Origin of the sequence: Brasilonema sennae CENA114, assembly GCF_006968745.1 — a bacterium.
Lineage (GTDB): Bacteria > Cyanobacteriota > Cyanobacteriia > Cyanobacteriales > Nostocaceae > Brasilonema > Brasilonema sennae.
This window is the reverse complement of the sequence record NZ_CP030118.1, coordinates 3357686-3384173: the sequence shown is the minus strand read 5'-3', so window position 1 is coordinate 3384173 and position 26488 is coordinate 3357686. Positions and strand designations below refer to the sequence as shown.

Below are 26488 nucleotides of genomic sequence, written 5' to 3'. Positions count from 1 at the left end.
AAGAAATTTCCCAAACTTAAGGCAACAAGCACGTTACACAGCACAATGCTGTGTAGGGGAGGACAGTTCCCTTCGGGTATGCCTGCGGCATGGGCTTTGCTCGAACGCAGTCGCCTAGGTCGGGAGAACGCCAAGTGCTACAACGGGGCGGCACGTTATGTTCCCCCGCTTCCCCCCAAAAGCTGCCTTGGGAACCCCCCTTCGGGTATGCGCAAAGCGCACGCCTTACGGCGTAAGCGCAAGCGCACGCTAAGAGCGAACGCGCAGCGTGCGCTTTGCGCTTACGCCAGATGCCTAGGTCGGGAAACCCTCCTGCAGCAGTGGTCTCACCGCAACGCACTGGCTCCCCTCCTGCATAGCGCTGTCTCACGGTGGGCGGGTCTCCTGACAGTCGCGCATCTGTCCGTTGAGCCACTGCTGGATTTGGGTTTACCAGTATTCAGTGCAAGTGGCGTTTTTCCTGAAAGCGACTATTATGCAACTAGCATAGGCTTTAAACCTCTTTCTGAGCGCTGAGTCTCTCAAAGAATGTAAACTGATAACACTTTCAGAATTTACACTCGGCGCTCAAGACTGTTTCGGTTAGTCAGTAGTGAGAGACGACATGACCAAAGCTTTTAATCCAGATGATCACTCCCAATCCCTCCATTTTTATAAAAAGTATCAATGGCTGCTGATTTTAAATCGTAGTGGCATTGCCTTGGGCGGAATTTTGTTTATTGGAATTCTCGGCAGTACTTGGCGACTGTGGAATTTGATTCATAAAGAATTAGTGCCACTGGCGCAAAGCAATCTTACCACTACACTGAACCGTCCAGTAGAACTGGGACAGGTCAAGCAACTATCGCTTACAGGAGTGAAATTTGGAGCTTCAGCCATCCCAGCAACATCTATAGATCCAGATAAAGTTACAGTCGAGGGTGTGGAGGTAGGTTTTGATCCATTACAGTTGTTGTTTAAGCGAAAGCTCAACCTAGACGTCACCTTAGTCAACCCAGATGTTTACATTAAACAAGATCAACAAGGGCGCTGGCTAACCACAAAAATAATCCCCTCACCTCAAAAAGGACCGATTAAAACAAATTTAGACAAACTGCGATTTCGCAATGCCAAGCTGATCTTGGTACCGCAGGAGAGGAAAGTAGAGGAACTTGGGGTACAACAAACCAGAGAAAACAACAGTGAGAAAGGTAAAGAAGCTCTCCCTCCTTCCCTCTCTCCCAGCCTACGGCTCCCTAGCCCCGCAGGAGGTGCTGCGCAAACGGTAACACTCCCTCCCTCCTCCGTAGCATTCTCACAAATCAACGGAACTGCAGAGCTATTAGAAAACTACAAACTAATAAAATTTGATTTGGGTGGAGAATCAAATAATGGTGGTAACGTTTCCATACAGGGAGACCTTCGTCCAAAGACACAAGAAATTAATTTAGAGTCCCTGCGTGGGCAAAACTTGCTTGCTACTGAGATTTCTCGCATCGTTAAGTTACCCATACAATTTCAAGCAGGTCGAGTTGAGGGTGATCTGAAAATTCTCAACATTCAACTCAAACAAAAACAGCAAAACCCGCTCATTTTCGGTAATGCTACTTTGCAAGGGGTTCAACTTCAAGTTCCCCGAATGCCACAACCATTTACGAATTCTCAAGGTCACCTGCGGTTTGAAAAAACCGAAATGCAGTTAGAGAATGTCTCTGCGGGTTATGGCAAAATCCCCTTGGTAAGTAGCGGTACCATTGACCGAAAAGCAGGCTACAACCTGGTTGCACGTGTGAATTCGGTGAATGTAGCAGATGCCCGCGAAACTCTCAAGGTAAAATTGCCAGTACCGACAATTGGGGAAGTTAAGGCAAACTTACAGCTTGTTGGACCAACTACCAATCCAATTCTCTCTGGCACAGTCGCTACCATCAAAACAGCAAAAATTGATAAAGTCGATTTTAATACTGTCAGCACACAGTTTGAGTTTTCTCCTGTTGCTTCTGTCATAACTTTTAAAAATATTCAGGGTAAAGCCGCAGTCGGTGGTGAAATCACAGGCGCTGGTAAAGTTCAATTTGTTAACAAAATTCCTCAAATCAACTTTAACGTCACAGCAAAGAACGTTCCGGGAGATGCGATAGCCTCTGTTTATGACGCAAAACCTGCATTTCAAATTGGTACTGTCTCAGGTACAGCCCAGATGATTGGCAGTGATAACAAGGTTCAGACAACAGTACAATGGCAAGCACCCCAAGCAACCTACCCCGGAAGCGGAGAAACTATCATCGCCCCAGACAAATCTGTTTCTTTCCGGAATGTTGATCTTAATGTTGCTGGTGGTAAAGTGCAAATTGCTGGCAATTGGGCTAATCAGCGTTGGGAGGCGATCGCCGATACCTCACAACTACAAGTGCAGCGTTTTGTCAACCCCAGCCAAGTACAAAACGTCTCTGTTGATGACGCACGGTTCAACGGTCGTCTGATCTTATCAGGAACCTCAGCCCCATTCAAAGTTGCCACGATTCGCACCACAGATAACACAAAAGTTCAACTTGCAGGTGGCACAGTTGCCATTTCTAACATTCAATTTGGTGAGGAAAGCTTTTCTGCTCAATTAATTGCAAATGGTGTACAGTTGGGACGCTTACTAAAACAAGCGCCTCCAAGTTTACAAGGACCATTAGCGGGTAAGTTCCAAGTTTCAGGAAACACAAACGCTTTCAACCTCAAAACATTGCATGCGACGGGCGAAGGACGGCTATTAGTTGCGGGTGGCGCAATTACAGCTTCTAAAATCCAAGTGGCAGAGGGTTTGTACAAAGCACAACTTAACGCTAATGACGTTGATTTGAAACAGTTAGCACAATCACCATCACAATTTCAGGGAAAATTAACCGGACAGTTCAACGTTGCTGGTTCAGTTGAATCTTTCAAACCAGAAGCTGTGACAGCGACAGGACAAGCACGTGTGAATTTTGGAAGTAACACAGTCAGCGCCTCTAACATTGAACTTGCTAACGGTCGTTATCAAATGCAACTTCAAGCAAATAACGTACCATTGCAGCGTTTGACACAAGTATCACCGCAGTTGAACGGTAATTTAAGTGGTCAATTCAATGTTGCTGGTCTCATTAATTCGTCTCAGCCACAAGCGATAAAAGCGACAGGTCAGGCGCGACTAAATGTCGCAAATGGCACTGTGACTGCTTCCAGTATTCAAGTGGCAGATGGTCGCTATCAGGCTGTGGTTGATGCTTCTGGTGTGGAATTAAAACGGTTGTCGCAGCAGCTGCGGGGGCAGTTCGGTGGTAAGCTGCAAGTCGCAGGCACCGTGGGAGCTTTCAAGATATCTAACGTGCGTGCCTCTGGTCAGGTACAGTTTTCTCAAGGTCTTGGTGGTATTGAGCAACCACTCACAGCAGCTGTTGGTTGGGATGGACAAAAGCTGAACATTGAGCGAGCCACTTCCCCGGATTTGAATGCTAATGGTTACATTTTAGCCAAATCTAGTGGGGAACGTATAGCAGAAATTACTGAATTCAATTTGAACGTTCAGGCACAAAATTTGAATCTGCAAAAGTTGCCAATACCCTTATCCAAGAGTGTAGGCTTAACCGGTAAAGCCGATTTTGGTGGGAGAATCAACGGCACACTACCAGCACCAAATATACAAGGAGAACTCAGGTTACGCGACTTGGTGGTGAATCAATTGCCTTTTGAGTCGGTTTTAACTGGGAATATTCAGTCGGGACAGGGACAGGGTTTAAATTTAGATGTCACAGGTAAACGCGATCGCATTACTGTGAACACAGATGCAAACAATCGCCCCAACTCTTTCTTAGTGCGGTGGCAAGATTCATTAGCCAGCGGTCAAAGTCAAGGGGATAATTTGGCAGTGAAAGTAGACAATTTCCCCTTAGCGATATTAAATCTTACCCCGCCTGCTAACAGTCATCTTGGTAAAGGTACAATTGCAGGAGTTTTGACTGGGGATTTTCAAGTTAATCAAAAGACATTCGCGACACAGGGGGATGTTGCTATTGAGAAGCCTCAAGTTGGTAGGATAAAAGGCGATCGCCTGAATGCACAGTTCAGTTATGGTGATGGTCAAGCTACCATCACAAATGGTGAATTTGTCAAAGGTCTTAGTCGTTACGCCATGGCTGGGACTTTCACCCAAACTCCCAAAGGTCCGCAAATCAAAGGTAAACTTAACGTGACTCAGGGTGAGGTGCAAGATATCTTGAGTGCGCTACAGATATACGAATTCCAAGATGTCCAACGCGGTTTGTCTGAACCAAACTATGGCAAAGCAGCGGATTTGAGTTCTATTCAGTCAGTCGGGCTTGCAAATAATCAGCCTTTGTTAACCCAACTTAACCGCTTTGCTGAAATTGAATCCCAGTTCGCACAACACAAACAACAGCGTCGCGATGCTTCTCGCATACCAGATTTAGAAGATTTAAAAGGAACTTTCAATGGTGAAGTCTCCATAGATACTGCTGCTGCGAACGGACTGGATGTCAGCTTTAATTTAAACGGTCAAAACTTTGTTTGGGGCCGGGGAGATAAACTAGAGCAGTTGTATAAAGCAGACCAAGTGATTGCTCAAGGCAGATTTGAAAACGGTGTTCTCAGATTTTTACCTTTGCGAATTGAGTCTGGGAACCGGCTGATCGCCTTAACAGGTAACATTGGCGGTAGTGAACAATCTGGTCAATTGCGAGTGATCAACTTCCCCGTACAAGTGCTGAATAATTTTGTCAAAATGCCAGTTGGTATAACTGGTAATCTTAACGGCACAGCAGCGTTAGCAGGGAGCATTCAAAATCCACAGGCAAGGGGAGAATTGCAAATCGCACAAGGGACTCTGAATCAAAAGGCAGTAGACTCAGCAATTGCGAGTTTCAACTATGCCAATGGTCGCTTGGACTTTGGCAGTCACGTTGTGGTTTCTGGTTCAGAACCTGTTAAGATTGCCGGTAGTATACCATATCAGTTACCTTTTGCTACCGTAAAACCAGACAAGGATAATATTAGTCTGGAGATGAAAGTGCAAAATGAAGGATTGGCAGTGTTAAACCTGTTAACCAACCAGGTAGCCTTTGAAAAAGGTGAGGGAGAAATAAACCTGATGGTACGGGGTACAAGGCAACAGCCGATCATAGATGGACTTGCCACTGTTAATAATGCTACCTTTTCATCTCAATCGTTACCAGGAAAGTTGACAGATATTACAGGAAAAGTGCAGTTTGATTTAGACCGCATCATCGTGCAAAATCTTCGAGGTAAGTATAATAACCAAGGTAGTGTTGAGGCACAAGGGGAAATTCCTGTCGCCAACCAAGGAACAAAAATAAATAATCCTCTCAATGTGACCCTTAATCAATTAGCTTTGAATATTAAGGAACTTTACAAGGGAGATGTCAGTGGTAACTTGCTCTTGACTGGTTCTGCGCTTAACCCAATGGTTGGTGGTCAATTGCAGTTAGATAATGGTCAGGTATCACTTGCAGAATCTAAAAATCCAACTACCCCTGAAAATAGCAATGATACGAATGTCTCACCTTTAAAGGCGGCAAAGCAAGAAACTCCTAAAGAGAGTCCGAAAGTTAGCAATACAACCACTAAGTTTCAGGATTTAAAGTTAAACTTAGGCAAAAACGTAGAAATTACCCGTCCACCTATTCTTAGTTTCCGTGCAACTGGTTCCCTAACCGTCAACGGTTCATTTGGCGAACCAATACCAGAAGGAACTATTCGGCTAAAGGGAGGAAGCGTCAATTTATTTACGACTCGATTTAACCTTGTTAATGGGTATAAGCATAAAGCTATTTTTCGGGCAAATCAACCTCGTGACCCCAACTTAGACATCCAACTATTTGCCAAAGTACTCGACGTTCTTCAAAATACTGACTTCAATAAACCAAATATTACAGGGTTGGCAGCTTTAGAAAATATTCGTGTCGAAGCTAGGGTACAAGGCCCTGCAAGTAAACTCGATCAAAGTGTAGAATTGACAAGCAGTCCTGCACGCACCGAAACAGAAATTGTTGCCCTGCTTGGGGGTGGATATGTAAATAATCAAGAAGGGAGCAACAACGATGCTACTTTGGGACTTATTAATATAGCAGGATCGGCTGTACTGAACAATCTTCAAGAACCTCTAAATCAAATTGGTACTGCACTGGGTTTAAGTGAACTGCGTTTATTCCCAACTATTCTTTCTGATAGTGTACAAACAGGTAGGACGAGTTCAAGTTTGGAGTTGGCAGCGGAGGCTGGGGTAGACTTGAATCGTAGGATCTCTATTTCTAGCCTCAAGATTTTGACAACAAACGATCCTTTCCAATGGGGTGTTAATTATCGACTGAATAATTCCCTTCGTCTGCGTGCAACTACCAATTTCTTAGATGATAATCGGGCAGTTGTTGAGTATCACAAGAGGTTTTAGTTATTGAGTAATATCATGTCCGGCTAATCACTTACGATTAAGTAGGAATTTCAGTCCACATATAAGTGGTTAATACAAAACAATAAAAATTCATAAATATAAAACCTCCTTAAGAGAATTCTCATTAAGGAGGTTTTATACCAGTCAAACACATTAACAGCCTGAAATGTCCTTAGAAATCATCCAGAAACTGGCTAATACGGCTGATAACTGGATCAACTTCTTGAGAAGGAGTAGCAGCAGCATGATTAGGACTAGAAGTATAATTGATAACTTCTATGGCTGAGACCTGTTGAGGGGTTGGAGGGGAAGTGGTTGAAACATTGTTCAGCATAATAGCCAATTGAGCCACTTGTTGGCTCAGTTGTATGAGCTGCTGTTCCAGCATTTCCAACCGATTCGCTTCCTTGGCAAAAAAACGTTCCTCAAGGTTAGCTATCTGACTTTGCAGTGCAGCAATTTTTTGTTCCAGAATTTTTTGTTCCAGAATTTTTTGTTCCACCCCTTGTGTTGCTGCTGCTGCTGCTGGTTTCGGGGCTGGTCGTACAGATTCCGGTACGCACAAAGATTGCCATAAGGCTTCTTTACAGAGGTCGCTGAAAGTTTTTTGGGGATCTTTCTCCAAATGACTTTCCACAAGAGCTAACAAGCTTTCATCAGCCACCCCTGGCTCAAACGTAACGGATTTCACTACTTTTTTTGACCATTGGAACATCAGTGTTAAGTTCTAGCGCGAGCGTTGGATAACTGTGCCTCTCCATAAATATATTGCCCTAAAGCGTTTGCTTGCCGAGACGGCGAAGCTAAATGGGCATTAATTTTTGCTTCTTTGAGCAAGCGTTGAACATCTTCCCAGAAGAATTCTCCACCTCCTCCGGTGAGAATTACATCGGTAACGCGCTCTGGTAGCCATGCTAGCACGCGGTTACAGATTTCGCGAGAAAACATTTCTATCAAATTGGGGAGAAAGTCATCTAAATTGGTAGGCTTGCTTGCACCTCTGGGACGGTAGAAGCGATCGCCTTTGATTCGGTTGACTGCAGCAATTAAAGATAGAGACTGGCTGTCTGCGCCCTCAATTTCAGCAGCAACCAGTTCATAAAATTTGCTCATACCGAAGTCTTCACTCTTTGACGCACCTCGGGCAAAGCGGAAATTATCAATCATCAAACAATCGGTGGTTTGATGTCCAATATCAACAATGGCTACAGAGACTTTGGTAAAGTCGGGCATTGCTGTACCTTTCTTTGGTTGAGCCTCACACCATAGTAAGCTGCCATAGCCTTCTGGCATGACCCAAACCTTGTTGATATTCAATGGTACGCTTTCTCCGCGAAAATTCATCACATGAGGACCACTGAGTTGGCTGATGAGCTGTGCTTTTTCCTTCTCAAATTGTTCTTGAGAAAGGTAAGGCAGACCGAGTACCACAGAGATCTCATCTTTGAGCTTAAAGTAGCCAGCGCAAGCCAAGACTTTGATCAGTGCGGATTCGACTTTAGATTGACCCACTCCTAAGTTAGCTCCAAAATCTGCTGCCAATTGACCAACAGCGTACCCATTGCCTTGATATTCCAACCACAGGTCCATCAAAGGATCAGTCGCGCGGGCTTCAAAAACACCTCCACGCACTTGTTCCATTGACATCTCTTTCACGTTGGCGGAGACGAACGTCACATTATTAGACTCGCGGCTAATACAAGTCTTTGTAGAAGTTCTACCTAAATCAATACTGAGAATCTTTTTCCCCGGTACACCAGCAATTGGTTGAGGGGGAGCAGCATTTATCGGCGTTGCGGCTGAAACTCTATTCATTGGAATAGCAGCGGCATTCATCGGAGTGGCAGCGGAAGGTTGGTCTGTCATAAAAGCTCCTAGTACTTAACTTAGCTCTCACAAGTTATCATGCTCATCTTACAGAAATGGGTGTACCAGAAAACATCTGTTGCGTCAACTGTAGCAAGCAATATAAAAACAATCACTTAGTTGTTGAGCGATAAACATGGCACGTAAGTTTCACTAGATATCATAGAATGGCAAAACTAACAAGCAGAGTTGCAAAAAATTGCTTTTATACTAAAGAGTAAGTAAATAGCCGTAATGAATTCCTCGATAGCGTTAGTGGAAGCAGGAAAGTTCCCTGCTTTATTACCAATTCGGGTTTTTTGGCCAACGCTAAATTTTATATTTAATTAAAACTATCTACTTACTTATTTTTCCAACGCAAGTTAGAAACAAGAATTGTTACTTTCTCCTGTTTTTTCGCTTACGCTTCATCACCCAGACGACAAATCCCAGGATCAGAACTACAGCCACAATTTTAGAAACAGGAGCCAGATACTTGTCCACAAGTTCATATTGACTACCCAAGGCATATCCTGAGAATGTTAGCAAACCAACCCAAACAGCGCTACCTAAAGTTGAGTAGATTAAAAATGGTAGCAGCGGCATATGACTCATGCCTGCGGGTACAGAAATTAAGGTGCGCACTCCGGGTACAAGGCGACCAATACAAACTGCTTTGCCACCTTGCTGGTCGAACCAGTTCTTTGCCTTGGTAATATCTTTACTTGATATAGTTAGCCACTTACCGTATCTATCTGCCCAAGCTTGTAAACGCTTTTCCCCGAATAATCTACCAGGATAGTACCAGATAAGTGCACCAAATACCGAACCCAGCAATCCTGCAAAAAAGACGCCAAAGACATTAAGTTTTTCTGGAGTTGCCCTTGCTGTAAAGCCGGCCAATGGCATAATGAGTTCCGAAGGAATTGGGGGAAAGAGATTTTCGACAAACATCAACAGAGCAATTCCCCAGTAGCCCAGAGAGTTAATAGTATTGGTTATCCATTCAAGCATAAAGTGTATTCGGTGAAGTTGTGACAGAAGTTTTGTAGTCATTTGTTGTTACTACATCAAACTTGCTTTCTTTACAGGACTTACGCAGGAATAAGCGAAAAATGTATCTCGGCGTATACCTAGGATGCACCACAAAGGACACAAAGAAATACGAGTTTGAAAGAGTTTTTGCGTAAGTCGTAATCTAAATACTTTTTAGCTAATTTTGTTAAAAAATACACTTTCCATAAATAAAAAAGGGTATAGGTTACAGGTTGTGGATGATAACGAGATTCTATTGTCTCGCCCCCCTACAACCGATCCCCCATTCCCTTTCTATACATTGATGTACCCTGCTGTTAACTGTCTTTTGTTCCGTTAAACAGTGGGTGTCAAAGATTGCACTTTTGGTTCAGATTGCCAATCTAATGGGTTCCAAACACGGTCTTCTAACGCCATCTGCTCAATTAAGCTTGCCAATCTTAAGGCTTTGAGTGCTTGTTCACCACCAACTGAAGGTTGATTTCCCCCACGTACGCAGTTGACAAAATGCTCTAACTCTGCTCCTAATTTGTCAGTGTTGCTTGTAGAAACTCTTTCAATCACGCCATCCTGTCTGTAAAGTGCTTGCCGATAATCGTTAGTGTGTCGATGAACCAAAATTTCATTTCTAAGAAAATCTGCCTCAGTGAAGGAGTTTTTACAATGAGCAACAATGCGGCGGATTTTGCAGTGAGTCACTTTACTGGCAGTCACAGTAGCAACAATACCATTGGCAAACCCTAAAGTAGCAGTTACGTAATCTAAATAACCAGAGTCTAATGTACGATTACCACTAGCTGTTAACTTTACTATAGGTGCTGCGGCTAATTCCAAAAGGAGGTCGATGTCATGAATCATTAAATCCAAAACAACTGAGACATCGTTTGCCCGACTTGAATATGGACTTGTACGATGTGCCTCTAGCGCCAGCACTTCCTCAGTTTTCAACACCTTGCTCAATTCTTGAAATGCTGGGCTGAACCGCTCTATATGACCTACTTGTAGAATACATTGAGAATCGGCGGCAGCGTTTACGAGTGATTCGGCTTCAGATATACTGGCTGCGATTGGCTTTTCAATCAGAACATTAATTCCCGCCAAAAGACAGTTGATTCCAACGGCGTAATGCAAACGCGTAGGTACAGCAATACAAACTGCCTGTACATGTGGCAGGAGATCGCAATAATCTTCAAAAAAGCGTACCTTGTACTTGCTGGCTGTTTCTAATCCTCGTTCAACATTTATATCTGCTACACCAACAAGTTCAACGTCCTTCATTGAACTCAGTACTCGGACGTGATGCTGTCCCATATTACCCACGCCGATCACGCCTATGCGGATCGGTCGTGGATAATTGCGCTGTACTTGACCATTTTGTTCTCCCACTGACATACTTCTATTCTGCACTGTTATTCTCTCCTCAACCACCACACTTAGAGACGTTATAGTCCTTGAACTTGACACTCAGCTACCAATCACTATGCGTCTAAAACCATCCAGATGGTAACATAGAGGTTCTGTTTATGAAGAATTTCAAAGTTTCTTGTGAGTTCCCGCCATATGACTCGCTTTTATAAGAAGTGTTTAAATTGATGCTTTTTTTGTAAAGTACAAAAACTATAATCACTTTTTTTATTAGCTTTTGAAAATAACTAGGACGTTAGTCAAGTGCTCTTTGTTTCACAAAAAAATGATTACCGAAAGATAAATCTACAATAAAGCAGGACGGTGGTAGCCCCTAATTTTTAGTTACGGGTGTGGCTCAATTGCCTGACACAATCATTATTAGTAGATTTGAGACTGAACTTAAAAGTTCCGGATTGTGCTTCCTCTGCGACCTGTTCTTTGTAGCGTGTCCGAAAGACACAAGTACTGGGTTTCTACACGTATAGCAAGTTGATTATGAAAGCTGTCATTTTATTATCTGGTGGTTTAGACTCTTCTACAGTTTTATACCAAGCGATCGCTGATGGTTATAACTGCCATACCATTTCTTTTGATTACCAACAGCGACATCGACGAGAGTTAGACTCAGCTTTGGCAATTGCTGAAAAAGCAGGCGTGGTAGACCAGCAATTGGTAAAGTTTGATTTAAGACAATGGGGAGGTTCTGCTCTTACGGATGATGCTATAGAATTGCCCTATAAGCGTGACATAGAGGAAATGTCTCAAAGTATTCCGGTTACCTATGTTCCAGCTCGCAACACGATCTTTTTAAGTTTTGCCCTTGGTTATGCTGAAACCATTTCTGCTCAGTGTGTTTACATCGGTGTTAACGCTCTAGATTATTCTGGATATCCTGATTGTCGTCCTGACTACATCCAAGCCATGCAGGAAGTGTTTCGTTTAGGAACAAAACAAGGACGCGAAGGGCAAAGCATTTACATCAATACACCCTTAATTCAGCTAAAAAAAACTGAAATTATTCAACTCGGGAATAAATTGGGTGTTCCTTGGGAACTCACATGGTCTTGTTATCAAGGAGGCGATGTTGCTTGTGGTGTCTGTGATTCTTGCCGTTTGCGTCTTGCAGCTTTTGCAGAACTGGGATTGAAAGATCCATTGGCTTATGCGAAGTAGGGGTGTAAGGGGAGCCAGTGCGTTGGGCGGGTTTCCCGACTTGAAGCACCTGGCGTTGTAAGGGTGTAAGGGGGATGAGAATATAAATGCATTTTCCCAATACCCCAATACCCCTAGTTTGTTGAGAATATAAATGCATTTCCCCTATACCCCTACACCCCTACACCCTTACACCCCTAGTTTGTTGACTCCTGCAACCGTCGCACCTGAATCTGATGTAAGCGTGGTCCAGTGACTGAGGTGACGGTAAATTCTAGATTTTCATAGCGAAAGGTTTCGCTAAGGGTGGGAACTTTCTGTAACTGGTAGAGTAAAAACCCTCCTAAAGTTTGGTATTCTTTTCTCAAGGGCAAATCGAGATGCAAAACCTCATTCAGGTCTTCTAGATTTGTTTGAGCCTGCACAAGAAAAGTTTGCTCGTCTAAAATCTTGATAAGCAAATCGTTAGTCGTGTCTGGTTCGCCTGGATTACCGATGATTTGAGCAATAATGTCTTGGATCGTAACCAATCCCACAGTTGCACCAAATTCATCTACTACCATGACCATAGTTGGTTCCTCTCGCTGCATGGTTGGCAAGAGTTCCTTTAAGGGAGTATGTTCTGGGACAAATCTTGCAGGACGTATCCAGGGCTGAATTTGTGTTTCTAAAGTTATCTTTCTTAAAGCTAAAGGTTTTGCCAAGTCTTTGAAGTAAACTATGCCGCGAATATCATCCAAGGATTCTCCAATAATAGGGTAGCAAGAGTAACCTGTAGCTATTACTTCCTGTAGAAAAGTCGCAAAAGTAGCGATTTTTGGCAAAGCGATAACGCTGGTGCGAGGAACCATGACTGCTTGTACTGTCTCGTCCCCAAACTCAAAGACGTTTTTGAGTAGTTGTCGTTCTTGTGCTTGTAATCCACTAGATTCGCGTTCTGTGGAAATAATGAGTTGTAATTCTTCAGGTGTCACTGGCGGCTTCCAACTTTTACCTGTGTATTCAATACCAAAAAGTCGCAATAGCCAACGAGTTGATTGGTTAAGAATCCAGATAAAAGGGCTAAAAAATCTGACAGTTGCTCTGATCGAAGGACCCAAAAATTTTGCCAGTTGTTCTGAATAGAGTATAGATACTGATTTGGGACACAATTCTCCTAAAACTATTTGCAAATAAGCTATGAAAAAAAAGGCAATTGGAATTGATAGAGAATGAGCTATGACTGTACTCATTCCTTTAGGTAGAGGTAAAGATAGTAGCCATAATTTTACAAGCACAACTATCGTGCTTTCTCCAATCCAGCCTAGTGCCAAACTAGAGAGAGTTATACCTAATTGAGTTGTCGATAACAATCGGTCAATACTGTGTTGCAAAACTTCAACAGCGATCGCCTGAATATCGCCAGCCTCCACCAGTTGATGGATGCGCGATCGCCGGACTGTCACCATAGAAAATTCTGCTGTTACAAAAAAGGCATTGATAGTAATCAGCAGTAGCACTGATAACAATCGCAGCCCCACGTCTGTCCAACTTAAGCTAAGAAAAGCACTCACTGTTGAAGCCGTATAATACTGATGCCCCATGAATATTTTTCTTAATGGTTAGTTATGCTACTCACCACTAATATTTATCTTTCTACGGGAATATTTGATACTTCTAGGCGTAATCTTTGAGCCGGATAATCTGTCAGGGCGAGTGAAATACGCTTGACATTATCAAGTAAAGGTGCGGGAATGCTGACCGTACCAGAAACAGAAGGTCCATTTACTGGCAATTCAGAAGGTAAACCTTCTGTGCTTGCACTTAAGGTTCGTCCTTTATCATCTGATACATCCAAAAAACTATACAGGAAGCGTACAGAATCTTTGCCTTTGTTCTGCATTTGTACTTTTAAAAGCAAAGCACCACCAGAAAAGCGAGCTGATTGTACGGAAAGGTTAACACCTTCGCTTTGGGCGTTAATGGGAAATCCTTCCTGAGGCTTTTCTTGTTCAGCGGCGGGCGTTGATTTTTCATCTTTCTTGAGCTTGCTGGTATTTACCTGCTCATCATCATCACCTTTTTTTCTAGATTTGGCAGCTTTAGTTTTGCCCTCAATTCGCGATTTGACAATTTTCAGGATTTCATTCTCCTTGAGAAAAGCAACCCCTGCGTGTTGCTCCTTAGCTGATTTAGCGCTGGAAAATTTGCTGGTAGGACGAGCATCAGGTGCTGTAACACCTTTGAGTGCTGCACTTCCTAAAGTAAATCCCCAAAATGCACTTACAGAACCAGCCCCCAACATCAGAACTAGCAAAATCAAAGTCAGAAGTACCGTAGAATTTAGTTTCATTGCCAACAAGTCATTGCAAAAGAATGCTGGTCTATTTAAAAGTATCGAAGTTATTTACTTCAATTTATAGAGGAGCTTAATCAATATTAGTCTCCACTACTGCCACGTCAAACTATATGGTATGAAAATCTGGTATATTATATTAGCATTGTCAAATTCTATTGACTTGTGCTATGATCTAAACTCGACCAGGGTTGGCCGAGCGGTTGAGGCAGCGAACTCATAATTCGCGCTAGGCAGGTTCAACTCCTGCACCCTGGATTTAAAATAGTCAGCAAAAACCCTTTGCATTTCCCGTAAGGGAAAAATCACTCAGGACTCAGCACTTATTGCTACGATGTCTCAGAAGTATATTTTTCTCATTATGAGCGCAATGCAGTGGAGCCTATTGTGATGACATATCAAGCCGAAACTTATGCCCAACCCAATATCAGCGCAACTACTACTGATTTAGTAACCGTTAGCCAATACTTACTCGATTTACTTTGTCAACTGGCATATAAAGAAGGTGATTTTGTCCTCTCCTCAGGACAGCGGAGTTCTTACTATATCAACGGCAAGCAAGTAACACTTCACCCCCAAGGCGCTTTGGCAATTGGTCGTATTCTGCTATCTATGCTGCCATTAGAGACTCAAGCAGTTGCTGGTTTAACATTAGGAGCAGATCCGATTGTCAGCGCTGTCAGTGTGGTTTCTGCATATGAAAATCGACCAATACCAGCATTAATTATTCGTAAGGAAGCCAAGGGACATGGAACAAGGGCATATATTGAAGGTCCCAGTTTGCCAGAAGGGGCAAAAGTAGTAGTTTTGGAAGATGTGGTTACAACTGGACAATCTGCAATGAAAGCCGTTGACCGACTTAGAGAGGCAGGTTATACCGTGAATGAAGTCATTTCATTAGTAGACCGTCAGCAAGGAGGAGCCGAATTCTACCAACAAGCAGGCTTGCAGTTTAAGGCGGTGTATACGATTAAGGACATTCAAGAGCGATATCGGCAGTTTATAAATAGTTAGTGGTAGTTGGTAGTAGTTAATTTTCTGCTACCAGCTAACCATTCCTAATTCCTAACTTTGGGTTACCGTCACCTTATCCTTTGCTAAGAACTTCTCAAGTTCTGTGAGTGCATCAGCATCAACTTTGGTTTGCATGGGGCAGAACTTGGGACCACACATTGAACAAAACTCAGCAGTTTTGTAAATGTCTGCTGGCAGAGTTTCGTCGTGGTACTCCTTCGCTCTTTCCGGATCGAGTGATAATTCAAACTGACGGTTCCAGTCGAAGTTGTAACGGGCGCGAGACAGTTCATCGTCTCTATCTCTTGCACCTGGGCGGTGTCTGGCTATATCTGCGGCATGAGCTGCTATTTTATAAGCAATCAAACCATTCCTGACATCTTCAGGATTGGGCAAGCCCAAGTGTTCTTTTGGTGTGACATAGCACAACATTGCAGTACCGTACCAACCAGCCATTGCTGCTCCAATTGCTGAGGTGATGTGGTCGTAGCCGGGGGCGATGTCCGTCACCAATGGTCCCAGCACGTAGAAAGGGGCTTCAGAACACTCTTCCATCTGCTTTTTGACGTTGAACTCAATTTGATCCATTGGAACGTGTCCAGGACCTTCTACCATGACCTGTACGTCATCTTCCCAAGCTTTACGAGTTAGTTGTCCGAGAGTTTTGAGTTCCGCTAATTGTGCATCATCAGAAGCATCATGGGTACAACCAGGACGCAGGGAATCACCAAAACTGAAGGAGACGTCATATTTCTTAAAGATTTCAATGATGTCGCGCAAGTGGGTATAGAGTGGATTTTGCTTGTGATGAGCCAGCATCCATCTTGCCAAAATACCTCCGCCGCGAGACACAATGCCAGTGAGGCGACTTCTGACTAAAGGCAAATGCTCAATCAAAATCCCAGCGTGGATAGTCATGTAATCGACACCTTGCTCGGCGTGTTTCTCAATCACATGCAGAAAATCATCTGGTGTCAGCTTTTCAATATTGCCGTGGACGCTTTCTAAAGCTTGGTAAACTGGTACTGTCCCAATTGGTACTGGTGAAGCTTTTATAATCGCAGTGCGAATTTCATCCAAGTTTCCGCCACCAGTGGACAAATCCATTACGGTATCAGCCCCATACTTCACCGCTAAATTCAGCTTTGCGACTTCTTCGTCAAGATTGGAAGAGTTGGGAGAAGCACCGATATTGGCATTAACCTTACACTTGGAGGCTATACCAATACACATTGGTTCCAAGTTCGTGTGGTTAATGTTAGCAGGGATAATCATCCGTCCCCGTGCGACTTCGTCTTTGACGAGATCCACGGGGAGGTTTTCCCGCTGCGCGACATAATGCATTTCTTGTGTGATGACACCCTGACGTGCATAATGCATTTGAGTGACATTGCTCTGCCCACGCCGCTTGGCAACCCATTCAGTCCGCATATTTGATTTCCTCGATAAACAGCTTCCCTCCGCCGGTATTACCCGGATTCAGGTGTTAAGAGTGTAATCTCAGCCTGATATACAGGCACCCCTAGCATAAGAAATCATCTTAGCATTTTCGTTATAAGTCGGAGCAAGGAAGTTAAAAATTTGTAGCATTTTTATAATGAAAGTCAAATAAATAATTAAAATGATAGAAAATGATGGCTGGTATTTAGCAAGAACAAGGGGTCATCGTCACTCGCTTCGCTCAAATTCAAAATTCAAAATTCAAAATTCAAAATTAAAGACAATTAGTGGGATCTTGCACTCTCGACGCTATTGTTGACCACCAAATCAAAGATTATGGTGGGGGCTTTGACACGAAGGATTAATCAATTCAAAAAAGAGTTATTATTTTTGAACTTTGATAGCGCAGCGTGGCACGAAGTGCCATACTTTGAACTTTGAATTCAAAAAAGGTCAATACAAACATGACAAAATCAGGTTTAGTTACGGTTCCTGGAAAATTATCTGATGATTTAGCACCTGGTACATTAAACAGTATTTTGAAACAAGCTCAATTCAAAAGTTCAACTGAAAAAATCGAAAACCAAGAACATCAAGAAGATACAGACAATTAGGAAGAAAATGGATGCGTTACGCAATAGTAATTGAGAAAGCTACTAATAATTATTCTGCTTATCTTCCTGACTTACCTGGATGTGTGGCTACAGGTTTAACGATAGAAGAAACTGAGGAACAAATAAAAGAAGCTATTGCTTTTCATTTAGAAGGATTAGGTGAGGAAGGTTTACCAATTCCCGAACCAACAACCCTTTGTCAATACGTCGAGGCATAATTAGGAATTGAAGTGGAGATGAATACATGAATATTGAGCAAGCAGTCTTAGAAAAATTGCGCCAGCTACCTGTAGATAAGCAGCAAGAGTTATTGAATTTTGCCTATTTTTTGTATCAAAATAATATTCCGAAAACTCCCTTACGTAGCGTTAGAGGTTATGTGCTGATTTAAAAGTAGATATTACAGAAGAAGATATTGCTCAAGCGCGGCAAGAAATGTGGGGGAATTTTCCAAGGGATACCGTTTGATGACATCAGTAGTTGCAGATACACACGCTTTAATTTGGTATATTTTTGACATAGACAGATTATCGAAAACTGCTTTTAGACAGCAAAACTAAGGTTTACTATAGAATCTAGTCATGAAGTAGATTCATTGATCATGACACTGGAACAACTTGAAGCCGCCATCCTGACACTCCCGCCTGATGAGTTTCAAAAATTGATGAAATGGTTTTTAGATTTCGATTATCAGCGTTGGAATAAACAGTTAAAAGAAGATATTGCTAATGGTAAGTTAGAAGAATTAGCTCAAGAAGCCATAGGAGATTTTAAAGCAGGTAACTATCGACAAATTTAATGCGGTGGAAAGTGCGATCGCGTTTATGGTTAAGTAAGTGACAATAATATTTTTAATCGGTCTTTAAAGTCACTTTCCTAAATAAACTAAACTTACAGAATTACATTTACTATTCTCGTCGCAATTCCTCACAGTTATTGAATCTTTAGAAAACTGCTGAATGTAAAAAATATCAGCATTGTATCCTCCACGCACATACCACGATAAAACTTCTCCATCAAGAATATATCCACCTTGAGGGTTTACTTTAAGGATCATTATTTGTTCTACTGCTGCTCCTGTATTGTTAGCTAATATCATTCTTCCAGAGTTACCTTGCATCCGTAAAATACCATTCCATCTACCATTCTGTAGAGCCCAAGCACCATAAATACCAGAATTAGGGTTATTAGAATTAGAGTTGTTTGCATAGCGTGACAGCCAATCAGAAGGTGCTAGAGTTCTACAGGTAATTTCACCATTCCAAGAAGATACTTTACAAGCTCCACCAGACCACTCAGCACAAGCAACTTTACCATTCCAAGAGGACTCTACGCAGTTATATCCACAAGCAACTTTACCATTCCAGGAGGATTCTCTACACTGGGCTTTGGGGATTTCTTGAGCATAAATATTCTGAATTGGAGTTGCAACGACAGCACCTAAGCTTAAAATTGTTACAGCACAAACTATCCAATCAAGTTTTCTCATATTTCGAGGCATTCAGTCTCTAGTAAATCTTAGGCATCAAGCTTGACTTTCAAGCGATCGCACTAAATATCATGTATTGAAAAGCGTGATCGCACTCTTAGTGATATGGATATAAATAGGCGATCGCCTAAAATAATCGTGTTATCGAGAGTGCGATCACTAGTTATGTTTAAAGTAAGAGTGATCGCACTACTGTATCGAATCAAAAACATGCGATCGCCCAAAATAATCGAGTCATCGAAAGTGCGATCGCTCTAATAACCTACAAATTATCTACTGAGCATTGCGACAAGCCTGAACAGCAGTTTGCTCGCTCACATCAGTTCGTACATCCTGCATCTGCCAACCTCCAAATCCTTCATCAGGAAAGTGACTACACCTAGGAAAACCACTACGAGTACAAACTAATTTACGCTCGTACATCATTATCGTGTCCTAGAAAGTGCGATAAGCTTTGCTTATCGCACTAAATTATCGGGTCATGGAAAGCGCAATCGCATAAAATCATCGTGCCTTTGAAAGTGCGATCGCACCCAAATTAAAAATGATGAATCTGGTCTGGCTTATCTCATGTAAGCTTTAATTGTCTGATACTTCGTTCGCGAATTTATTACATATCTTTAATTATGCAAATTGAAAGTGAAGTTTCGCTTTTCAGTACTAAAAATTTCACAATTCACAAATTTGGTATCGTAAGTTTCTGTAATGTTAGTGCATCCAGCACCATTTGTTCCCCATTTACAGTAAGTCTTTGTTAAAACTCGCCCACAAATAGATTCTGACCTTTATAAAGTTCATCCTCCTAAAACTTGCGAAAAGTATTTGTATTTTTCCAGACGTTAAGTACGAACCAAACTGCTATCTCAATCAACGCATATTAGATTGGCATAATAACCGTCCATCCGATCTTCCCCAGAGTTGCCCTCCACCGTTCAAACATGACCAACTCCACTCTTTCGCACCACCTAAAGCAAAATAGGAAATACCTGTTATGGGAAACGCAGCAGAATTCATACCCGCAGGAACGGGACATCCGTTATGGGGGTACTCTTTAAGTTGGTAACATCTATATCCTTGTTGGGTCAGACTGCCAGCTATTTTCACCTGTGGAGGTGTCATATCCCTGCCAACTTGCGACTGATTTCCTCCTTCCTTCGGACGTCCCAAAGGTCGTCCAGGACAAGTCGGATCTAAACGACTCAACCCTGTATTACAAGCTTGTACTGGTTTATCAGTAGCAAAACTCAACGAGCCAGATAGTATTGCTGATACAACTAATATTTTGAAGATTTTTTGGGTTTTCACAATATGGAAACTCCTCTTAAATTTAAATTCGTGTAGATTTTGAGGTTAGGGTAAAAATCTATGCAATCACTTCAGAATGATTTGATTACATCTGTTTACGTCATTTACTGATGTAGATAGCGTCTGATATAACGTGATGGATACAAGATATACAAACCACTAACTCCAAATCACCTAACGAGCATTAGCAATTTCCGCAACACAAAACCCCAGTTACACCAATACAGCAAGTTACATCACAAAAAATATACTTACATCTAACCAAACAATAAACAATCAGCTTGGTTATTGAATTTTATCTGATGACTAACTATATAAAGCTTGTAAAATACTGATTTGAGAAGTTAACTTGAAATACTCCCTAACTCCCCAGATGACACTACGGGAATTTCCCCACTCACGAACCCAGATACATCACGGATAACAATTACATCTAATCCGTGCGCTATTGCACCGCATCTTCAAAATCTCGGAAATTAAGAGCTATATACCAAACAGTGGACAAAACTGGACAACCAGTACAAATCCTGGAGATATAGCCATATCAAGTCCTTGACCTTGATTGTAAAGCATCGCGTAGCGGCGGCTTCCGCATCACCTGGTAAAGAGTGCGTTACTCCCAGCTAAACGCTAATTTTCGCTTTCAACCTAAAACTGATTTTTGCGTTTTTGGTAATTTGTACATATGAAATGTTCCCGCGCAAAACTTAAACCACATCAGTACAGCAACTAACACTACAGCACAAAAAATACTTGTCTAAAAGCGATTGCCTACGGCAGAGCTAGCGCCGAAGGGCGCGCTTCGCAAACGCTTAACGCCAAATTTTGATGAAGCTAATAACCTTAATTACACTGGTTCATAAAGATTCTGTGTATTTTCATAACTGTATTAAGACTGATATTTAAAATAACCATAAGGAAAATTCTTCTGATTATATATGACATTACCTCCTCATCTGAGAAGCGATAATTTGGCATATAAGTTTGCCGAAGCAAACTAGCATTGGAACCTGGATAAGTTATACCGAGATATCGCGGACGCCAAGCAGCAAGAAAGACGCAGGCAGTGCAAACAACTGACTCAGACTGAAAAAGCTTGTCTGCGGGGATTGCTTTCTGGTTACAGTCCAACTGAGATTGCTACGCAACTTAACCGCGAACCAAATGGATTGAGGGTTGAACTTTCCAGAGGTTTGTATCGATACATTGAGACTTTGACGGACGCGTGTATAAAAGGTTGGTATAATATCTCGAAACTGCTGGAAAATGCAGGTTATAGACTTCAACAAAACTGTAAAAAATACCACATTCCTCAAGTGGAGGAACCCGCGTACGCAAGTGGATCTGTTGCATCTAACGTCTCTACAATCCAAAATCCAAACTATTCTATTTCTCCCCTTAGTAAGAAGCGATTCAAGAAAGGTGTTCATTGGAGTGAAGCAATTAATATGTCTTTGATTATACTTTCGATAGGATGTAGTCTAGATGGCAAAACGATAGCAAGCAGCAGCATAGACGACATGATGAAATTACGAGAAGTTGAAATAGGTCAATATTGGCAAGACAAACAAAAATGATTACTAGTGTTAGGTTTCGTCTTCTTGGGCGATACAGTTGCTAGTGCTTGTTACTTATATCAGTGGTCTAAAATTACTTATAATAATTTACTTATCCCTCTGTCTGCTCTACGCCTGCTGCTCTTCAAAAATAGGTATTCTTCTGGCGGTTCGAGAGTATAATCTAACTATCAAGCTTTGAGACTGTAAAACAGAAAAATGCTTAAATACGATTCAAGTGTCAATGTGTAAGTCCTAAAATTTTTATTTTTGTTTTCATTTTTATTTGAAATTTTTACTCATGACCGAAAAAGAAAAGGATACAAGCCCCTTAATTTATTCATGGACAAGAAAAAATGTCCCGCAACATTATTCAAGCTTCCGGATTCATGAGCCAGTGCGTTGGGCGGGTTCCCCGACTTGAAGCACCTGGCGTCCGTGGAGTCCTTAATTTTGAATTTTGAGAGAAGTTTGAGCGGAGGTTTCCTCCGTAAGCGATAGCTCCACTCTTACGAGAAGCCGCTACGCGTCTACGCGGAGCGAGGCTCAAATCTTCGGTGATTTTGAATTTTGAATTTGAGCGAAGCGAGTGACTTACCGACACATTCTGTTTTACAAACCCTATGGTGTCCTCAGCCAGTTTACAAAAGACACTCCCACTCGTAGCAGCCTCAAAGACTATATCGACATACCCGATATATATCCTGTGGGTCGTTTGGACTGGGACAGCGAAGGGTTACTGCTGTTGACCAACAACGGGCAATTACAACATCGCCTCTGTCACCCTCAGTTTGGACACGAACGAACTTACTGGGTGCAGGTAGAACGAATTCCTGATGCTGCGGCTTTGACGCAGTTACAACAAGGTGTAACGATTCAAGATTACCGCACTCGACAAGCGAAGGTGGCACTATTGCCAACACAGCCTTCTTTACCAGAACGCGAACCGCCGATTAGGTTTCGCAAAAATGTGCCGACAGCGTGGTTAGAAATGACTTTAACAGAGGGCAAAAATCGTCAGGTCAGGAGAATGACGGCGGCTGTGGGATTTCCGACTTTGCGCCTAGTCAGGGTAAGCATTGCCCACTTAGGGTTAGATAACCTACAACCAGGTCAATGGCGTGAACTAACATCCGGTGAACTCAAGTTGTTAGTCGATTTAGCTTTTGCAGGCTCAATAAAGTTAAAACGCAAATGAACAACGCTTTTAGATTATAACTAAAGTATGAGTGTAGTTATCATTCTAGAGCCTATCATCCCAAATCTAATCACCTTGTATTCTTTCCTAAACCTAAAGATATGTGTCGGAATATGTGAACATGCCTAGTTTTCATGGGAATTTCTTGTAAAGATATAGCTTGCCAATATATCAAGTTTATAGTTAGTATGCGTCAAAATTAAGACTGCCACCAAAATTCGCCAGATGAATCACAATGTATTGTAGTTCTATTGTAGGCAGGTGCTAACAAATGTGGCACTTTTGGATTGTAGTGGCTAAAAGCACCTTGGAACGGGAATTAAGGAACTTCCACAATGCTGATTTGCCCTCAGTGTAAATTTGAAAACCCCAATGCTAACAAATTCTGCCAAAGCTGTGGCGCTTCACTGACTCATAAGGTCTGCCCTGAGTGCGGCACTCATTTGGCTTTAAATGCACGAGAATGTGATAACTGTGGCGCAGCATGCGGAAGCGTTTTGTGGGCAATTATTACAAAAGAAGAGACTTTGCCAGTAGATGAGGATAAGGAAGATTTTGCTTCTTCCTTATCCTCATCTCCTTTCTCACCAGGTTCTTACTTAGACTCACAAAACCGTTATCAGCTGCTAGAACCGCTACCAGCCTTACAAGAAATCGCTCTGAACACTGAAGTTTGTGTGAGAGTTCTAGATTGCCAACCATACCAAGTGTCACTCCTTGAGGTTATGCTGACAAATCAGCAAAAGGGGTTAGTCATGGAATCAGTTGGGGTTGATAAGATTCCGAGTCTAGCCAAACCTTATATTGCCTTACGATCATGGTGCCATTTGGGAATAGCGCCGATTCATGATGCTTGGCAGCAGGACGACATACAGGTAGTAGTCATCGAAGATCGCTCAAATTGGCAAGAATTACTTCATTTGTGGGAGGATGATTCACTAAGCTCGTTACAAATTGTACATTTTTTTTCCCAGATGACTCAGCTTTGGTCAGTACTGGAAAAAGCTGAGTGCCGTCAAAGTTTGTTGGAATTATCCAATATACGAGTTGATGAAAACCTGTCATTAGCACTACAAAGATTGTACATAGATTCGCCAGACTATACAGCTGTTCAGTCCTCAGAAGATACAGAGGCAACACTACCTGTTGCAACAGTTGCGCAGCCTATAACAATCCAAGATTTAGGGGGAGTTTGGCATGCGCTTTTTAGACAGTCTCAACGCACTCAATTTGGCTCTGTTTTGAACCTACTCTCAGAGTTAGAACAAGGAAACATACAAACGCTAGCACAGCTGCAATCATCTTTAGAAGATATTGTGTCTGAATTACAAGGCAATTCTACAAGCGTTTCAATTCCCTCTACATTCCCTAAGAGCAATGCTGCACCGACTGTCTTGCAGTTAGATGACCAACAGGATGAGACTGAATTCAAAAGCGATGATAAGTCCACAGTTACGCAACACATGCAATTAATAAGCCTGGAAAATGCAGGACTTACCAATGTCGGACGTCAACGCGACCATAATGAAGACTATTTTGGTATTGATACAAAAGTATACAAGCTAGAATCACCCAATAGCCAAACTTTGCAGGCGCGTGGTTTGTATATTCTGTGTGATGGAATGGGCGGACACGCGGCGGGCGAGGTTGCTAGTGCCTTGGCTGTAAAATCTTTGTGCGAGTACTTTCAAACCCACTGGACTTCTAACCAACTGCCAACAGAAGATAATATTCGCGCAGCAGTGCGGCTAACCAATCAAGCAATTTTCAATGTCAATCAACAAGATGCCCGTTCTGGTGTTGGGCGCATGGGCACAACTTTAGTTATGGTTTTAATCCAAGATACTCAAGTTGCGGTAGCTCATGTCGGAGACAGTCGTCTGTACCGGGTGACTCGCAAAACAGGACTTGAACAAGTCACATTGGATCATGAAGTTGGTCAACGGGAAATTTCTCGGGGTGTGGAACGTAGTGTAGCATATTCGCGCTCTGATGCTTACCAATTAACTCAAGCCCTTGGTCCTCGCGATGAACAGTCGATTATTCCCGACATCCAGTTTTTTGACATAAATGAAGATACTCTTTTTGTTCTTGCTTCAGATGGTTTATCAGATAATGATTTGCTGACTCTTCATGGGCAGAATTACTTAGCACCTTTGTTAAGTCATTCTGCCAATCTCGAAAGTGGTGTTCAAGCTTTAATTGATTTAGCAAACCATTACAATGGTCATGACAATATTACTGCTATACTTATTCGGGCAAGAGTGCACCCAAGTATAAAACAACAGTAATAATTGTAAATTATTGACAAGGAGAAAGAGGATCAACACAGGGAGAGAGTAACAGAACGAGGGAAACTTCTGTTGCTTCCTTACTCCTTCTCCCCAACTCCTTGTTTGCCACTTTCTACTCCCTTCTCCTTAATTAAAAATTACCTATGGTCACACTGACCCTATTAGAACCGCAACAAAAAACACCTCTTGATCAGTGGCACTTTGACGACGAGTCCATCATTCGGATTGGTCGTTCGGCAGATAATGACGTGGTTTTAACTGATAGTTTGGTGTCACGATATCATTTAGAACTCCGGCAAGTCAATTCCGATAAAAATGGCGGTTCTTGGCAGGTGATAAGTCAAGGCACAAATGGCACTTTTCTCAACGGCGTTTTAGTCACTCAAATTTTATTGCCAGATAACTCTGAACTGCAACTGGCGCAAAAAGGTCCAATTCTGAGATTTGAAATTAACAAGCAAACAACTTCACAAATTTTTCCTTCTCCAGCGCTACCTTATACAAGTTGCACCCATGAAGGAAACTCACCTAACAATTTGTTTTGCATCCACTGCGGTCAACCTTTGTCGATCATTCAGACAATTCGCCAATATCAGGTATTGCGAATTCTGGGACAGGGAGGTATGGGTACTACTTATCTAGCTTGGGATGGGCTAGGAAGAATAGCTGCAGGACACCCACAATTGTTGGTGTTGAAGCAGATGAATGCTGATATGGCAAAAATTGCTAAGGCACAAGAGTTATTTGAACGAGAGGCAAATACTCTTAAATCCCTAAGCCATACTGGTATTCCTAAATATTATGACTCTTTTGTCGAAAATGGAAAGAAATATTTGGCAATGGAATTAATTCATGGACAGGATTTGGAAAAACTAGTTTATTCAAAAGGACCAGTTGTCCCAAATCAAGCGATTAGTTGGATGATTCAAACCTGCGATATTCTGGAATATCTCCATAGCCAACACCCACCCTTGATTCATCGGGATATTAAACCCGCGAACCTCATGGTGCAAAACTATAATGATCGTATAGTTGTGCTGGACTTTGGCGCTGTCAAAGAGATTGCGACAACGCCTGGGACTCGTATTGGTGCAGAGGGCTATTGTGCCCCCGAACAAGAACGGGGACAACCCGTCACCCAATCCGATTTATATGCCATTGGACCGACACTTATTTTTTTGCTGACTGGCGAAAGCCCTTTTAAGTTCTACCGCCAGAGAGGGCGAAGTTTCCGGTTTGAAGTCGCAAATGTGCCCACAATTACTCCCCAGTTACGGCAAGTAATTGACCGCGCCACAGAACCTTTACCGTGGGATCGCTATCAAACGGCGAAGGATTTAGTCGCGGCTTTAGCCGTTTGCAAAGTTTAGG

22 protein-coding genes, 1 tRNA gene and 1 riboswitch are annotated in these 26488 nt (G+C 42.4%); of the genes, 13 read left to right on the top strand and 10 right to left on the bottom strand.

The genetic code is table 11. The features are described from left to right. Positions 1-78 precede the first annotated feature (78 nt). Together DP114_RS14355 and DP114_RS14350 are read left to right on the top strand one after the other, a co-directional pair. Positions 79-516, top strand: coding sequence for a hypothetical protein (locus tag DP114_RS14355; RefSeq protein WP_172195212.1), 438 nt, complete (start codon positions 79-81; stop codon positions 514-516). 88 nt (positions 517-604) lie between these two features. Beyond that, positions 605-6433, top strand: coding sequence for a translocation/assembly module TamB domain-containing protein (locus DP114_RS14350; protein ID WP_171976412.1), 5829 nt, complete (start codon positions 605-607; stop codon positions 6431-6433). Positions 6434-6605: 172 nt separating this feature from the next. Here the strand turns inward: DP114_RS14350 and fcmC are convergent, their stop codons facing one another. From fcmC to DP114_RS14330, 4 genes are all read right to left on the bottom strand, one after another. Beyond that, entirely contained in the window at positions 6606-7148 is a 543-nt protein-coding gene (gene fcmC / locus DP114_RS14345; protein ID WP_171976411.1) for a filament morphology membrane protein FcmC, read from the bottom strand. 5 nt (positions 7149-7153) lie between these two features. After that, the gene (gene fcmB, locus DP114_RS14340; RefSeq protein ID WP_169268451.1) at positions 7154-8299 is read right to left on the bottom strand and encodes a filament morphology actin-like protein FcmB; all 1146 of its coding nucleotides are present in this window, start codon (positions 8297-8299) and stop codon (positions 7154-7156) included. 378 nt (positions 8300-8677) lie between these two features. Continuing rightward, a complete protein-coding gene (locus tag DP114_RS14335) occupies positions 8678-9292 on the bottom strand; it encodes a DedA family protein (protein WP_169268454.1) in 615 nt (204 codons plus the stop codon). Between the two features lie 357 nt (positions 9293-9649). Further along, a complete protein-coding gene (locus DP114_RS14330; RefSeq protein WP_171978195.1) occupies positions 9650-10726 on the bottom strand; it encodes a Gfo/Idh/MocA family protein in 1077 nt (358 codons plus the stop codon). Positions 10727-11215: 489 nt separating this feature from the next. Between DP114_RS14330 and queC the strand changes: the two genes are divergently transcribed. Then, complete coding sequence (queC, locus tag DP114_RS14325) at positions 11216-11893, top strand: 7-cyano-7-deazaguanine synthase QueC (protein ID WP_169268449.1); 678 nt, start codon at positions 11216-11218, stop codon at positions 11891-11893. A 176-nt stretch (positions 11894-12069) separates the two neighbouring features. Here queC and DP114_RS14320 read toward each other — a convergent pair whose 3' ends face one another. Further along, a complete protein-coding gene (locus DP114_RS14320; protein ID WP_171976410.1) occupies positions 12070-13455 on the bottom strand; it encodes a hemolysin family protein in 1386 nt (461 codons plus the stop codon). Positions 13456-13499: 44 nt separating this feature from the next. After that, positions 13500-14204, bottom strand: coding sequence for a hypothetical protein (locus tag DP114_RS14315; RefSeq protein ID WP_169267842.1), 705 nt, complete (start codon positions 14202-14204; stop codon positions 13500-13502). A gap of 188 nt (positions 14205-14392) precedes the next feature. Between DP114_RS14315 and DP114_RS14310 the strand changes: the two genes are divergently transcribed. Together DP114_RS14310 and pyrE are read left to right on the top strand one after the other, a co-directional pair. Beyond that, a tRNA-Ile gene (locus DP114_RS14310) sits at positions 14393-14465 on the top strand. Positions 14466-14597: 132 nt separating this feature from the next. After that, the gene (gene pyrE, locus DP114_RS14305) at positions 14598-15221 is read left to right on the top strand and encodes an orotate phosphoribosyltransferase (protein WP_171976409.1); all 624 of its coding nucleotides are present in this window, start codon (positions 14598-14600) and stop codon (positions 15219-15221) included. 51 nt (positions 15222-15272) lie between these two features. Here pyrE and thiC read toward each other — a convergent pair whose 3' ends face one another. Then, on the bottom strand, positions 15273-16652 hold the full coding sequence (gene thiC / locus DP114_RS14300) for a phosphomethylpyrimidine synthase (protein WP_171976408.1): 1380 nt from the start codon (positions 16650-16652) through the stop codon (positions 15273-15275). Between the two features lie 7 nt (positions 16653-16659). Continuing rightward, positions 16660-16755: riboswitch (TPP riboswitch) on the bottom strand. 370 nt (positions 16756-17125) lie between these two features. Between thiC and DP114_RS14295 the strand changes: the two genes are divergently transcribed. The 4 genes from DP114_RS14295 to DP114_RS14280 all read left to right on the top strand — a co-directional run bounded on the left by DP114_RS14295 (position 17126) and on the right by DP114_RS14280 (position 18074). Next, a complete protein-coding gene (locus tag DP114_RS14295) occupies positions 17126-17275 on the top strand; it encodes a type II toxin-antitoxin system HicA family toxin (RefSeq protein ID WP_216669999.1) in 150 nt (49 codons plus the stop codon). 11 nt (positions 17276-17286) lie between these two features. After that, a complete protein-coding gene (locus DP114_RS14290) occupies positions 17287-17493 on the top strand; it encodes a type II toxin-antitoxin system HicB family antitoxin (protein ID WP_171976407.1) in 207 nt (68 codons plus the stop codon). A 26-nt stretch (positions 17494-17519) separates the two neighbouring features. Continuing rightward, complete coding sequence (locus DP114_RS14285; protein WP_171976406.1) at positions 17520-17666, top strand: DUF2281 domain-containing protein; 147 nt, start codon at positions 17520-17522, stop codon at positions 17664-17666. Positions 17667-17876: 210 nt separating this feature from the next. Then, positions 17877-18074, top strand: a complete 198-nt coding sequence (locus DP114_RS14280) for a hypothetical protein (protein WP_211178682.1) — start codon at positions 17877-17879, stop codon at positions 18072-18074. 69 nt (positions 18075-18143) lie between these two features. Here the strand turns inward: DP114_RS14280 and DP114_RS14275 are convergent, their stop codons facing one another. From DP114_RS14275 to DP114_RS14265, 3 genes are all read right to left on the bottom strand, one after another. Further along, complete coding sequence (locus DP114_RS14275; RefSeq protein WP_169267847.1) at positions 18144-18764, bottom strand: hypothetical protein; 621 nt, start codon at positions 18762-18764, stop codon at positions 18144-18146. A gap of 273 nt (positions 18765-19037) precedes the next feature. Further along, positions 19038-19190: a hypothetical protein gene (locus DP114_RS14270; RefSeq protein WP_169267848.1), complete on the bottom strand. Its 153-nt coding sequence runs from the start codon at positions 19188-19190 to the stop codon at positions 19038-19040. 441 nt (positions 19191-19631) lie between these two features. Continuing rightward, positions 19632-20069 carry a hypothetical protein gene (locus DP114_RS14265; protein WP_169267849.1) on the bottom strand — a complete coding sequence of 146 codons (438 nt, stop codon included), beginning with the start codon at positions 20067-20069 and terminating at the stop codon, positions 19632-19634. A 1448-nt stretch (positions 20070-21517) separates the two neighbouring features. Here DP114_RS14265 and DP114_RS35755 point away from each other — a divergent pair. The 4 genes from DP114_RS35755 to DP114_RS14250 all read left to right on the top strand — a co-directional run bounded on the left by DP114_RS35755 (position 21518) and on the right by DP114_RS14250 (position 26487). Further along, entirely contained in the window at positions 21518-21646 is a 129-nt protein-coding gene (locus DP114_RS35755) for a hypothetical protein (RefSeq protein WP_256379379.1), read from the top strand. A gap of 568 nt (positions 21647-22214) precedes the next feature. Continuing rightward, complete coding sequence (locus tag DP114_RS14260) at positions 22215-22823, top strand: rRNA large subunit pseudouridine synthase E (RefSeq protein WP_171976405.1); 609 nt, start codon at positions 22215-22217, stop codon at positions 22821-22823. Between the two features lie 335 nt (positions 22824-23158). Continuing rightward, complete coding sequence (locus DP114_RS14255) at positions 23159-25114, top strand: serine/threonine phosphatase (RefSeq protein WP_171976404.1); 1956 nt, start codon at positions 23159-23161, stop codon at positions 25112-25114. Positions 25115-25260: 146 nt separating this feature from the next. Beyond that, positions 25261-26487, top strand: a complete 1227-nt coding sequence (locus DP114_RS14250; RefSeq protein ID WP_171976403.1) for a protein kinase domain-containing protein — start codon at positions 25261-25263, stop codon at positions 26485-26487. Position 26488 lies beyond the last annotated feature (1 nt).